Raw genomic sequence first — 12,481 nt, forward strand, 5'->3', positions numbered from 1 at the left:
CTAAACGACCCTATTTACTACAAATTCTGTTAGTGACCCCTTTTTTTATTTTTATTTTTAGCTCGCTTCCGATCCTTATCATGGTGTCGGTCGCGATTATGATGTCGGTCGCGATCATCGTATCGATCTCCTGAGTAGCGCTTACCACCCTTAGCGCCTTTGCTGCGTCTACTTTTTTCTCCGTCGGAGTATTTTCCTTTATCGTGTTCACGATCATCTAGAGAGTGACGTTCGCCTTCTGGGTGTCTTTCCTCAAAGTCTTGTTCAAGTTTGTCCCAATGTTCATCGATTTTGGCCATGACTGTTTCTGGATCTGCCCCGCGTGCAAGCATCGTTTTGATCCATTCTTCCTTGAAAACTTTATGAACAAGACCCTGCAGCAAATTCACATAATTTTTCTCATCCGCTGTTGTCAACAGGCTATTACTAAGATTTTTAATGGAATTTTTATCCGGTTCCTCGGGAAGAAGTAAAGCAGTTATTTGCCGGGAGATTTCTTCCATGCGAATGTAGTGTAGCCACTCCGCATATAACTCCGGTGCCATTTCTTGAACATGTGTCATAAAGATGGCTTTATTTTCTTCCCCTAAGGAAGTCAATAATTTTCGTGGGTATGGATAGACGCGATCACGCCAAATGGTTCTCGCAACATCAATGACCTTTAAACCTCCATCAGGCTGCAGGTAAATCTGCCGCTTATGATGGTCTATTCGCTCATATCCAATTTTCTTAAACGTGATTAACATTACAATTAATCTTGCAGAAAGTGCCTGTGTTAATGGCTGCGATTGCAAATACTCGCGTAAATCTACCCCCCTAATGATTTCCATCACAATATAGAGAGGTCCTTTCCCATAAAGTATTGGTAAAAGTGAAGTGTGCTGCCCCAGGGATAAAGCATAATATTCACGGTCGCAATCTTCCGTATTCCCGAACACCTTTACACAGATGTCATTCGTTAATTGGAAAACCGCTCCTTGGCGCCCCTTTCCCATCATTACTAATGGTGTGTTATTAACCACTTCCACGTCAGCATTAACCAAATTGGTTACTTTAATGTTGTTCATCCACTTTTCTAAATCATTCTGATTATACATATATTTCCTCCTTCCTTTACAAGTTAAAGCATGATTAAATAAAGAACACGGCAGTTCAGCATGCTTGTCTTATTTAAAGACCACGTTTTTTACTGCCTACTATATTAAATTCAATTGGATGAGAAAGTGTAAAGGCAATTGACTATATATTGTAAAATGTATACATAAATGAATCTTACCTTTGTTTGATAATCATTATCGATATCCACATTTTGTTAAAAAAATAATGAAACTTGTTTAACATTTAATAAAATTCCTTTCAGCCATATTTTCTTCCGATAATACTATTAAAGTATCTGAAGGTAGGAAAGGAGATTTTATGTATACAAATGAGAACACAATCGTAAATGAATCTCAGCTCATACAGAGTAGGTTATATCTAAATCAATTAATTCGGTTTTTTTTTGATTTACCGCCACATCGGAAAGCTTTATTAGATGTTTCAAATCAAATGCAGTTTCAGTCACTATGTAAAATCAGTGATGCATGCGGGCTCATCCAAAAAGGAATCCAGCTTCTCCATACAGACAATGGTGAGTATATGAAACAATTACAAGCAGAATATAACCGGCTGTTTGTAGGCCCAAATATGTTACCTGCTCCTCTTTGGGAGTCGGTGTATTTAGGTCAAGAACACCTCTTATTTAAAGAAATAACCCTTGCGGTTAGAGAATGCTACCACCAATATGGTTTATCTTTCATCCGAGAAGGGAACGAGCCTGAAGATCACATTGTAATAGAATTAGAGTTTCTCAGCTTTCTGATTCAAAAAACAGTAGGAGTCAATGACAAGGATACGAAAAGTAAATGGTTGGACGAGAAAGACTCCTTCCTAACCAATCATCTTTTAAAATGTGGCCCTCATCTTTGTGAAATAATGAGCAAATCAACATCTTTTGAATTATACAAAGGAACTGCCTTACTTTTGGGGGAGTATCTTAGCCTGGAATCTGAACTAATACAATTTTTGAAGGAGGCACTGAAGGATGAGTGATAAAAACATATTTACACAAATTGGCGAGCGAAAACTTTCACGTCGGTCGTTATTGAAATGGACTGGCATTGCCTCTGTTCCTGTAATTGCTGGCGGAGTCTGGTCCACTAAATATCTATCTGAAAATAAGAATATTGTTGAGGCAAGTGAAACCATCGTCCCTACCTGCAGCACGTTAGACTGCGGCGGAAAATGTATGATTAAAGCTCACGTCAGAGATGGGGTTATAACAAGAATCAGTGCCCGGACTAATACGGATCTAGATGAAGCGAATCCATATATGAAGGCATGTGTAAGAGGCCGCTCTTATCGGAAAAATCAATACCATCCAGACAGATTAAAATATCCAATGAAGCGTGTGGGCAAACGGGGTGAAGGTGAATTTGAGAGAATTACTTGGGAAGAAGCCGTTGCTACGATTACCAAAGAAACGAAACGATCACGGAACAATATGGACCTGCAGCAAGATATGTTCATCAGGGAACAGCTGCTACTGGCGGTACAATCGGAGGTGCCCAGCTCGCTAGAAGACTAATGACTTACTTAACTATTACCATTCCGTCAGTATGGGCAATACAGCAGCTGCTACCCCTTACACCTATGGTACGCACCAAACAGGAAATAGTCTTGATTCTCTCATAGATTCAAAGCTCATCATTTTGTGGGGACATAATCCTTCCGAAACGATTTTCGGAAATACTCTTCATTATTATAAAAGACTAAAAGAAGCTGGGATTAAGATTATATCCGTGGACTCTAGGTATTCTAATACGGCAGTTGCTTTTGCTGATTAATGGATTCCTATATTACAGGTACAGACAATGCCTTGATGGATGCTATTGCCTATGTGATTGTCAAAGAAAACCTTCATAACAAAGAATTTCTTGATACCTATGTGGTTGGATTTGACGAAGATCATATGCCAGAAGGCATCCCTGCGAACGAATCGTTAGTTTCTTATCTTTTTGGCAAAAAAGATGGAATCGTAAAAACACCTGAATGGGCTGAAGCGATTTGTAAAGTGCCAGCTTCACGAATAGTTGAGCTTGCCCGGGAATATGCAACCGCCAAACCTGCCGCTTTGATACAGGGCTGGGGTCCTCAGCGTCATGCTAGTGGTGAAAGAATTGCCCGCGGCGGTACGATGTTAGCTTCAATCACCGGGAATGTTGGAATCTCCGGCGGCTGGGCCTCTGGTTATGGCGGTATCCCAAGGAAGTTCCCGATGGGTATTCCGGTCCCTGAGAATCCAGTTAAAGAAAGCATTTCCATAATGAACTGGACAGACGCGATTACGGATGCCAGTAAGGTCACTCCGGAAAATGGACTTAAGGATGGCGAAAAGCTGACGTCTAACATTAAATTAATCTATAACTTGGCTGGAAATTACTTAATTAATCAGCAGCCTGATATTAATAAAACGAAAAAAATTCTCGAAGATGAAAGTTTAGTAGAGTTCATCGTTGCCAGTGATCACTTTTTAACCGAGTGCAAAATATGCAGACATTCTATTACCAGAGACTACTTTCTTTGAACGTTGGAATATCGTTGAGTCGTGGGCTTCAGGAGATTATATAATTCTCTCTGAAAAAGTAGTGGAGAATTACTATGAATCTCGTTCGGACTATGACTGGTTATCCGAAGTGGCCGAAGGGCTTGGTGTCGGCAAAGAGTTTACCGAAGGGCGCGATGAGATTGGCTGGATTAAATGGATCCTCGATGAAACGAGAAAAGATGAACCAAGCACCCCGACCTTTGAGGAATTTAAGAAAAAGAGGATCCATTACTGGCGATACGATGGACCAAGGATTGCCTTCAAAGACCAAATTGAAAATCCTGCCAATCATATGCTTTTAATGGGTCTTCCGCGCCCTCCCACTCAGGGATATAGATAGGAATCGCAGGAATTTCACTATGATTCATATCGTATAAACGTTTTGGGAATATCTCAATTTTTCCCGAAGGTGTATCAATACAAGTACCCGCTTCAGTGTATTACGTGGAAAGGGAGAAACCGAACCAATTCAATGTATGCCAATCACCCATGGTTAAAAGAAGTGGCCGAACAGGTCCTGTGGATAAACCCTGCTGATGCAGAGGCGTGGGGCATAAAAAAAGGTGATAGTATCAAAATTTATGACCGCGGAACCATCATGATTCCAGCTGAAGTTACCCCTCGTATTATGCCAGGTGTAGTAGCAATGCAGGCTGGTGCATGGTATCAACCAAATAAAGACGGTATAGATACTGGAGGATGCGCAAACGTCCTCACCAGCCAGCGGATCACCCCACTGGCCAAAGGAAACGCCCACCAAACCATGCTAGTCGAAGTACAAAAAGCATAACACCACACCCAAAGTCAACACCAAAAAGCCGGTTTTCTTTTGAAAACCGGCTTTTTTCTATCCACACTGTCCGCCTGGGGTGGAAAGTGTCTTTTTGCAGTGCCTGTCACCTTAAAATTATTGAAAAATTAACAATTATCCCCATTATTTATTGTACAATTAAAGTACAGGGTCAGTTTTCTAGGAGGTATGCATGAACGCTTTAACGAATCATTTAATTGTTGTTTCATTTGATTGTCTTTCGGCGTTAGATTTTCCGTTTTTGCAAACGTTACCCCACTTTAAGACGATCCTTGAAAAAGGGTCATATGTTGAAAAGGTAGAAACTATTTACCCTTCTGTAACGTATCCTTGTCATACAACGATTGTAACAGGAAATTATCCGAATCGGCATGGAATCATTAATAATACCCTGCTTCAGCCGGGAAGAACTTCACCGGATTGGAACTGGTTTAGAAAATCTATCTCTGGAACCACTTTATACGATGAAGCGAAAAAGGCAAACTTGACAACAGCCGCATTACTTTGGCCAGTAACCGGTAAAGCAGAGATTGATTACAATTTGCCTGAAATTTTCCCAAACCGGCCGTGGCAAAATCAATTTCTAGTTTCGCTAAGAGCTGGCAGTCCATGTTATCAACTGGACCTCAACCAACGGTTCGGTCATCTTCGCAACGGTTTAAATCAGCCAGAATTGGATGACTTTGTTTTAGAATCCACCGTACATACGATCAAAACAAAAAAACTGAATTTATTACTCGTACACTTTACCGACTTAGACACCCAGCGTCATGAATATGGTTTTTCTTCCAATGAAGCCATTGCCGCCATCCATCGGCATAATGACCGTCTCGGACGTATCTTTGAAGCTTTAAAAGAAAGCGGCATTTATGAAAATTCTACCATCGTCGCTCTAGGTGACCACAGTGCCTTGGATGAGAACAAAGCACTAAACCTAAATGTACTTTTCCATAAACATAACTTAATTACCTCCAATACCAAAGGGATAATAAATAATTGGAAGGCCTACTGTAAAAGTTGTGATGGCTCAGCATATATTTATGTAAAAGACAGACACGATAAAGAAACAATTTCTAAAGTAAAAGATTTATTAAACTCATTGCTTTCCGACCCCGAAGCGGGTATTGAAAAAATACTAAGTGCTGAGGAGGCTGCCAAAATGGGTGCAGACGGTTCCTGCGCATTTATGGTTGAAGCAAGAAAAGGTTTTTATTTCTTAGAAGATTTTCAGGGAGATTATGTAAAAACAATTACCCGAGAAGATGTTCTATCTGACCATAAATACACATTAGCCTGTCATGGATATTCTCCTAAAAAGCCGGAATACTCTACCATTTTTATGGCATCAGGAAAAGGAATTAAGCAAAAGACAATCGTTCCCGAGGCACGCCTCATTGACGAAGGACCTACATTAGCTAGACTTTTAGGAGTAGATTTGGGAGCCACTGATGGAAAAATGATCGAGGAGCTTTTATTATTAGACGACAAATAAATTGGAGGAAACTGCTATGAGTCGATTAACGAAGCAAGAAAAAAGCTGGGTTTTTTATGATTGGGCAAATTCGGCTTACTCGATTTTAATCACAACTGCCATCTTTCCCTTGTACTTTAAAGCAGCTGCGGATGGAGCAGGACTTGCCGGATCTACGTCTACTGCTTATTTAGGTTACGCCAATTCCTTTGGAACACTTCTCGTTTCGATTTGTGCCCCCATCTTAGGAACCATTGGAGATTTTAGGGGATTAAAGAAGAGACTTTTCACCTTTTTCGTGATACTAGGTATTGCTTTTACGGCAATGCTAGCTGTTGTCCCAAGTAACCAGTGGCTTATTCTCTTGATCTGTTATATTGTCACTGTCATTGGCTTTGGAGGGGCAAATATTTTCTATGATGCCTTTCTTGTAGATGTTACTAGTGAAGAACGTATGAATAAAATATCGGCGCGCGGGTTCGCAATGGGTTATATCGGAAGCACTATCCCTTTCATTATCGGTATTGCTCTTATTCTATTATCACAACAAGGGATTCTGCCCTTATCTGTAACCATCGCAACGCAAATCGCCTTTGCCATTACAGCTATTTGGTGGGGTACCTTCACCATTCCAATGTTAAAAAATGTTGAGCAGGTATATTATGTCGATCGGGTAGCTAAGCCGATATCGACCAGCTTTAAAAAGGTTTTTCAAACGCTAAAAAGGATTAAAGCTTACCGTCCTTTATTTCTTTTCCTAATTGCTTATTTCTTTTATATTGATGGTGTTCATACCATTATTACGATGTCTACTGCCTATGGTACGGACCTTGGTATTTCATCCACCAACCTATTAATCATTTTATTTGCAACCCAAGTAATCGCCGCTCCATTTGCGCTTGTTTACGGAAAGCTCGCAGATAAATTCACAGGAAAAACAATGCTATTGGTTGGTATTTTTATCTATATCATTATTTGTATCTATGCTTATTTCATGAAAACAACCTTGGATTTCTGGATATTAGCCATGCTTGTCGGGTCCTCGCAAGGTGGAATTCAGGCGCTCAGCCGGTCTTATTTTGCAAAGCTAGTGCCAAAGGAAAATGCAAACGAGTTCTTTGGGTTCTACAATATTTTTTATAAATTCGCTTCCATCCTTGGTCCGGCTTTGGTCGGTTTCACTGCCCAAATAACAGGTAATACAAATGCCGGTGTGTTTAGCTTGGTCATTCTATTTATCCTTGGAGGCGCCGTTTTACTGCGAGTCCCAGAAACCACCGAAAAAATTCAAGTAAATAATTAAAAACCTAAAGAAAGAAATGCCTTGGGTTCCGCACTCAAGGCATTCCTGTTTATGCAAAGAAATCTTTCGTTAGTATCATTTCTTTCTCAAGATGACTGGCTCGAATCCCAAATTTAGGTCTCAGCTGCCCAATATCTTCACCAAGCAATAATTTTATTGCTAAGTAAGGAAGATTAAGACCTGTTAAGCAGCTAAAATGCATCCCCCCGCTCATGCGCGGATTGATTTCAAGTAATTTCGGGACACCCTGATTATATTTAACCTGAATATTAAAGATATATGGAATTTGATAATGCTGATGGAATCGGTGGGCAAGTTGAATCAACTCATGATGATTGATCATTTCTCTAACCCTGCCTTCCCCTTTCATCCTTGGGATCGCAGCGTATAACTGCTGATTAGACGCAACACAGTCAATGCTGTATTCAGGTCCATCTAAATATTCCAATACCATTAGATCCGGAAAAACCTCTTGCTGGCTTAAAATCTCACATGCATAATGGTATGGCAGACGGCGGCTGCTGGCCCTTCTAAACAGTTGGTCAATACTTTCAATCTTATCCTCAATAACACGAAAACCCGTTGCGCCTTCGCCTATTACCGGTTTAAAACAAACAGTATGGCCTTTATCCCTTAACGTTTGATACGCTATTTTGAAATCATTTAAATTATTGACCACGTAGAAATCAGGAATCGAAACGAGTTCAGCCCCTTCCTCTTCCTTTTGCATAATTGAATGATAGGCAGCGGCTTTATTATCCAGTGTCTCCATGATTTCAGAATCTGGACAAACCAGCACTTTCACTCCAATTGCTTCAAAATCAGCCAGCCTTTTCGAAATCAGTACATTTTCTTTTCTAGGAATGAAAATATCTATCTTATGCTTACGGCAAAATTCAAGGCAAAATTCAATGTATTCATTGCCAGATACGGCCGGTTCCGTGAAAGCAAAATCACAATATTGCAAATAGAGAGCATCGCTACTCGGATGAGTACCAAAAAACTCAAAATGCCGTCCCTCTTCATTCTTACGAATCAACTCAATAAAATGGGTAACCGTCGTAAACCACCTATTAAACCAAATCCTCATACGCAACCTCTTTCTCGTTGAAATATTCAAACTAAAAAACTTTAAACATTATGGCCTATAACCTCCACATTATACATTTTATTCATAAATCGGTGTATAAAGGGGAAGAAAATGTATAAATGGTGACAGGCACCGTTTATAATGAATCAAAAGGGGGATGGTTTTATGTGCGGACGTTTTACGTTAACGGCTACGGTTGATCAGTTGATTGATCGTTTTGATGTTGAGTTTTTTCTTCAGGAGGAGGAGTATTCTCCCAATTTTAATGTGGCACCTTCTCAGTCGGTTTTGGCTGTTATTAATAATGGGTCACAGAATAGGATGGGGTTTTTACGATGGGGGTTGATTCCTCCCTGGGCAAAGGATATGTCGATTGGGTATAAATTGATTAATGCCCGTGCCGAGACCTTAAAAGAAAAACCAAGCTTTCGTAATGCCTATAAGAAAAGACGTTGTTTGATTGTTGCGGATAGTTTTTATGAATGGAAAACTATCGATAATAAAAATAAGATCCCGATGAGAATCAAATTGAAGTCCAATGATTTGTTTGCCATGGCAGGTCTTTGGGAGAATTGGAAGTCACCAGAGGGAAAATCGATTTATTCCTGCTCAGTGATTACCACGCAGCCAAATGAGTTAGTTCAAGATATTCACGACCGGATGCCTGTGATCTTAAAACCAGAAGATGAAAAATTTTGGCTTGACCCTTCCATTACCGACACAGCTAAGCTCCATCATTTACTGGAACCGCTGGATAAAGATTTAATGGAAGCCTATGAAGTAAGCCCTCTGGTTAATTCACCAAAAAACAATTCCATTGAGCTGATTCAAAAAATCTGCTAAAACAAATGGCAGTAGCGCCAGTGGGGCGAAGTTACACTGGCGCTTGACGCTTGAATAAATAAAAAAAATACCTGAACCCGCGAAGGGTCAGGAATTTTTATACGAGAGCGATTGTTGCATTAATTTTCATCACAAAGCTCATGATGGCTGTCGTATCTAAATTCGAAGTATCCTCTGTTATGCCATTCACTTTTTTAACAATTTGCCTTTCAATAAAGTTCATTTTACTTACCAGGAATTCTCCGCCAAAAATTCCGTTTGCAACCGACACTTTCCTCAATTCCTCTGGGAATGCCATATCAAATTGTTCTAGAGCTGTTTGTCCATCGTGCCAGCAGCAGAGAAATAGACCCAGTTTTTTTGTTACTAGTTCATCATAATGTTTGCCGATAAATTGTTTTATTTTCCCCTGAATACTTCCTGCATGGATAGAGCCGCCGATGATTACAAAGTCATAATCTCTGACATCAAATGTAATTTTATCCCGTTTTAGATCTACCGCTAAGACGTCTCCTTCCATCCACTCACTTAGTAATTGGACAGCCTTTTCTGTTGTACCATGTGATGAGCAATAAACAATCAATGTCTTCATAAATCATCCTACCCTCCATGGAGAATTTGTACATTCTAAATCCAACCTGCATTCGGTCTTTTATTGTCTTTATCCTAAGTATAATACAGACATAATAATTATCCGCAAAAAATATTGGCAATATTTCTACAATATATCTCCCTCATCGCTCCATTCCATATCTCCCATATCACCACACCAAAAACTGGGTGATTGAATAGAATAATCGAAGAATAATAATCACGAGGTGATAAAGTGAATTCCTTTACCTTACCAATTTTTTTGTCAGGACCAATGGTTCGAAGAGCCGATTCTACAGAAATTACGATTTGGATTGCAACAAGTAAAAGTTACCGGATTCTTGGGAAAATCTTTGGAATCACTTCAATCAAGGATTCCAAGTCTTTTGAGTACCGTCTTATCCATACAAAAACAGAGACACATACAATACGGATGGGGAAACAATTGTTTATCCATTTACTTAAACTCACCCCATATAAAGGAACATTTCCAACAGATACTTTACTCGGTTATAATCTCCACTTTAAACGAGGCTCGGAAATACATGATTTACAGACCCTTGGTTTCCTCTCAAAAGATAGTCCTGGCTCCATTGTATATGGCAATTTAGACTATCCTTCCTTTTATCTCAACAGTTCCTCCCAAAACAGTAATATCCTATATGGTTCTTGTCGAAAGCCACATGGTGAGGATGATGATACACTCGCGTCAGCCGACCTTTTAATAGAAAAAGAATATACAAATTTACAAATCCGGCCTAATACACTTTTTCTATTAGGAGACCAATTATATGCAGATGATGTAGCAAATCCATTGTTTCCGGTTATATCAAGATTAAGCAAAGAATTAATGGGAACCGGAGAACAGCTTGAATTAATAGATGACCGTCTAAAAAATGAACCCTTTCACACAGCATTAAATCAAATCAATGGCAGAAAATATATTATGGAGAACTTTTGCCAGTTCACCTCTTCACATTCCAACAACCACCTAATGAAATTTGGGGAATATGCCGCTATGTATCTACTAGTATGGAATCCCGACCTTTGGAAAGTAGCGCAAGATCGTGCCCTTTTCGAATCCTTCGAGGAGTTAGTCAAAAACCAGCAAGTTCATTTTGTTTTTCCTGATGAAGCACGGAATAGTAAGGAGCACAAAAAAGAACGAGTTACTTTAAAAAATGAATTTACTATACAACAAGAAGCGCTGATTTCTTTTCAGCATTTTTTATATCGAGTGCGCCGTCTCCTTGCAAACATTCCAACGTATATGATGTTTGATGACCATGATATTACAGATGATTGGAATATCTCCTATAACTGGAAGAAGAACGTAAGCACTTCCCCTCTAGGGAGTCATGTAGTCGCCAATGGCCTGGCAGCTTTTTGGGCCTTTCAAGGATGGGGAAACTCCCCTGAAACCTACGATGAAAGATTCCTTTGGATGATGAAGTCATAATTTAAAATGCTAACCATTGGAAAAATGAATACGTATCGTGAGGATTGGCAGACAACTCTATGGAACTATGATAATTGGCATTTTGTAGCCCCCACTCATCCAAATGCAATATTCCTAGATACACGTACAAAACGTGATTATAATAGTAACCCTAGACCTTCGAAATTTGGGGAAATAATCGAGGAAACCACGAGGGCTCCACAGCTTTTGAGTAAAGACGGATGGGAAAATGTTACAAACACTCTCTTTAAAAGCGGGTGGAATAGTGGCAGCCCATTAATCATTGTCTCGCCTTCTCCACTCTATGGATTAGGGCTAATTGAAACGTTTTTACATGATTTTGTTTATACACTCCGGGTTTTAGGTGTTAATGTTCAGACTACTTTTGATTTTGAAGCTTGGAAATATAATGGGAAAGGATTTACTGAATTTCTACACTATGCAGCCTCCTGGAAACCAAGCAAGTGTATTATTTTATCTGGAGATGTTCATTATGCCTCCGCCGTCAATGCCAAGATTACATTTAAAGATGGACGCAAGCTGACACTTAATCAACTTACCAGCAGTCCATTGAAAAACATGAGTTTTGGCGGTGTTTGGGGAGCTTTGATGAAACAGATCATGGCACTAAATGCGTTAAAAAGAAAAAACAACGAAATCAATCGTATATGTACTCCTTCATATTACATTAAAGAGGTTGAAGAGGAGGATAAGTCGGACACTTATTTATGGAAGGATCAAATAAAGTATCAATTATTAGACAATAAATCTATCATTGAAACAAAGAACAATCTTGGCCTGCTATTAGTAAGAAGACGATCTATAAAAAATATCTTACTAAACCCCGATCACCCCTTATTAAAATAGTAAAAGAGGCTGGGACAAAACCCTCCTCTGGAATGAAAAAGCCGGTGAAATTTTACGACGAGTAAAATTTCACCGGCTTTATTTTTTTCAATAAAATAAGGACAACTTCTGATAAAATTAAGTTACCACACAAAATAAAATCAGAAAGAAGTGTCCTTATGTTTAAAAATTATATCATGAATCAATTAGTTTTGCCTTTAGATTTAGAAGTAAAATTACAAAATAATGATATTGCCTTCCATGTCCATCATTTAGTTGAAAGTATTCCTCAGGAAGCGTTGGAACCATTTCTTCGAAATGAGGGATGTCCTGCCTACCACCCACGCATGATGCTTAAAATACTCTTATGTGCCTACACGCAATCTGTCTTCTCAGGGCGCAAAATTGAAGCCCTATTAAA

Annotated in this window: 15 protein-coding genes and 1 pseudogene; 13 read left to right on the forward strand and 3 right to left on the reverse strand. The window is 39.4% G+C overall.

The features are described from left to right. Nucleotides 1-29: 29 nt before the first annotated feature. Nucleotides 30-1,097: a hypothetical protein gene (locus V7108_RS07315; protein WP_335567747.1), complete on the reverse strand. Its 1,068-nt coding sequence runs from the start codon at nucleotides 1,095-1,097 to the stop codon at nucleotides 30-32. 319 nt (nucleotides 1,098-1,416) lie between these two features. Between V7108_RS07315 and V7108_RS07320 the strand changes: the two genes are divergently transcribed. The 9 genes and pseudogenes from V7108_RS07320 (at nucleotide 1,417) to V7108_RS07360 (ending at nucleotide 7,231) form a co-directional block, all read left to right on the forward strand. After that, nucleotides 1,417-2,091, forward strand: a complete 675-nt coding sequence (locus V7108_RS07320) for a TorD/DmsD family molecular chaperone (protein ID WP_335567748.1) — start codon at nucleotides 1,417-1,419, stop codon at nucleotides 2,089-2,091. Then, nucleotides 2,084-2,626, forward strand: coding sequence for a molybdopterin-dependent oxidoreductase (locus V7108_RS07325; protein WP_335567749.1), 543 nt, complete (start codon nucleotides 2,084-2,086; stop codon nucleotides 2,624-2,626). Before V7108_RS07320 ends, V7108_RS07325 begins: the two co-directional genes overlap by 8 nt. 31 nt (nucleotides 2,627-2,657) lie before the next feature. Beyond that, a complete protein-coding gene (locus tag V7108_RS07330; RefSeq protein ID WP_335509078.1) occupies nucleotides 2,658-2,885 on the forward strand; it encodes a molybdopterin-dependent oxidoreductase in 228 nt (75 codons plus the stop codon). After that, nucleotides 2,885-3,625: a molybdopterin-dependent oxidoreductase gene (locus tag V7108_RS07335; protein WP_335567750.1), complete on the forward strand. Its 741-nt coding sequence runs from the start codon at nucleotides 2,885-2,887 to the stop codon at nucleotides 3,623-3,625. The genes V7108_RS07330 and V7108_RS07335 overlap by 1 nt, the downstream gene beginning before the upstream one ends. A 10-nt stretch (nucleotides 3,626-3,635) precedes the next feature. Continuing rightward, nucleotides 3,636-3,683 (forward strand): annotated as a pseudogene (locus V7108_RS07340) (hypothetical protein); the annotation flags it as partial. A 3-nt stretch (nucleotides 3,684-3,686) separates the two neighbouring features. Then, nucleotides 3,687-3,986: a hypothetical protein gene (locus V7108_RS07345; protein WP_335567751.1), complete on the forward strand. Its 300-nt coding sequence runs from the start codon at nucleotides 3,687-3,689 to the stop codon at nucleotides 3,984-3,986. Between the two features lie 42 nt (nucleotides 3,987-4,028). After that, the gene (locus V7108_RS07350) at nucleotides 4,029-4,436 is read left to right on the forward strand and encodes a molybdopterin dinucleotide binding domain-containing protein (protein WP_335509070.1); all 408 of its coding nucleotides are present in this window, start codon (nucleotides 4,029-4,031) and stop codon (nucleotides 4,434-4,436) included. Between the two features lie 193 nt (nucleotides 4,437-4,629). Then, on the forward strand, nucleotides 4,630-5,949 hold the full coding sequence (locus V7108_RS07355; RefSeq protein ID WP_335567752.1) for an ectonucleotide pyrophosphatase/phosphodiesterase: 1,320 nt from the start codon (nucleotides 4,630-4,632) through the stop codon (nucleotides 5,947-5,949). A gap of 16 nt (nucleotides 5,950-5,965) precedes the next feature. Then, a complete protein-coding gene (locus tag V7108_RS07360) occupies nucleotides 5,966-7,231 on the forward strand; it encodes an MFS transporter (protein ID WP_335567753.1) in 1,266 nt (421 codons plus the stop codon). A gap of 49 nt (nucleotides 7,232-7,280) precedes the next feature. Here the strand turns inward: V7108_RS07360 and V7108_RS07365 are convergent, their stop codons facing one another. Next, nucleotides 7,281-8,321, reverse strand: a complete 1,041-nt coding sequence (locus V7108_RS07365; RefSeq protein ID WP_335509065.1) for an ATP-grasp domain-containing protein — start codon at nucleotides 8,319-8,321, stop codon at nucleotides 7,281-7,283. 165 nt (nucleotides 8,322-8,486) lie between these two features. Between V7108_RS07365 and V7108_RS07370 the strand changes: the two genes are divergently transcribed. Next, nucleotides 8,487-9,164, forward strand: a complete 678-nt coding sequence (locus V7108_RS07370; RefSeq protein ID WP_335567754.1) for an SOS response-associated peptidase — start codon at nucleotides 8,487-8,489, stop codon at nucleotides 9,162-9,164. A gap of 97 nt (nucleotides 9,165-9,261) precedes the next feature. Here V7108_RS07370 and V7108_RS07375 read toward each other — a convergent pair whose 3' ends face one another. Continuing rightward, complete coding sequence (locus V7108_RS07375; protein ID WP_335567755.1) at nucleotides 9,262-9,756, reverse strand: flavodoxin domain-containing protein; 495 nt, start codon at nucleotides 9,754-9,756, stop codon at nucleotides 9,262-9,264. Between the two features lie 234 nt (nucleotides 9,757-9,990). On the opposite strand from V7108_RS07375, the gene V7108_RS07380 reads away from it, so the two are divergent. The 3 genes from V7108_RS07380 to V7108_RS07390 all read left to right on the forward strand — a co-directional run. Further along, on the forward strand, nucleotides 9,991-11,214 hold the full coding sequence (locus V7108_RS07380; protein ID WP_335567756.1) for a hypothetical protein: 1,224 nt from the start codon (nucleotides 9,991-9,993) through the stop codon (nucleotides 11,212-11,214). A 6-nt stretch (nucleotides 11,215-11,220) separates the two neighbouring features. Beyond that, the gene (locus tag V7108_RS07385) at nucleotides 11,221-12,081 is read left to right on the forward strand and encodes a hypothetical protein (RefSeq protein ID WP_335567757.1); all 861 of its coding nucleotides are present in this window, start codon (nucleotides 11,221-11,223) and stop codon (nucleotides 12,079-12,081) included. 158 nt (nucleotides 12,082-12,239) lie between these two features. Continuing rightward, nucleotides 12,240-12,481, forward strand: a 242-nt coding sequence (locus V7108_RS07390) for a transposase (RefSeq protein ID WP_335567758.1), incomplete at its 3' end; no start/stop codon positions are given.

The organism is Neobacillus vireti (assembly GCF_036962345.1).
Classification (GTDB): domain Bacteria; phylum Bacillota; class Bacilli; order Bacillales; family Cytobacillaceae; genus Neobacillus; species Neobacillus vireti_A.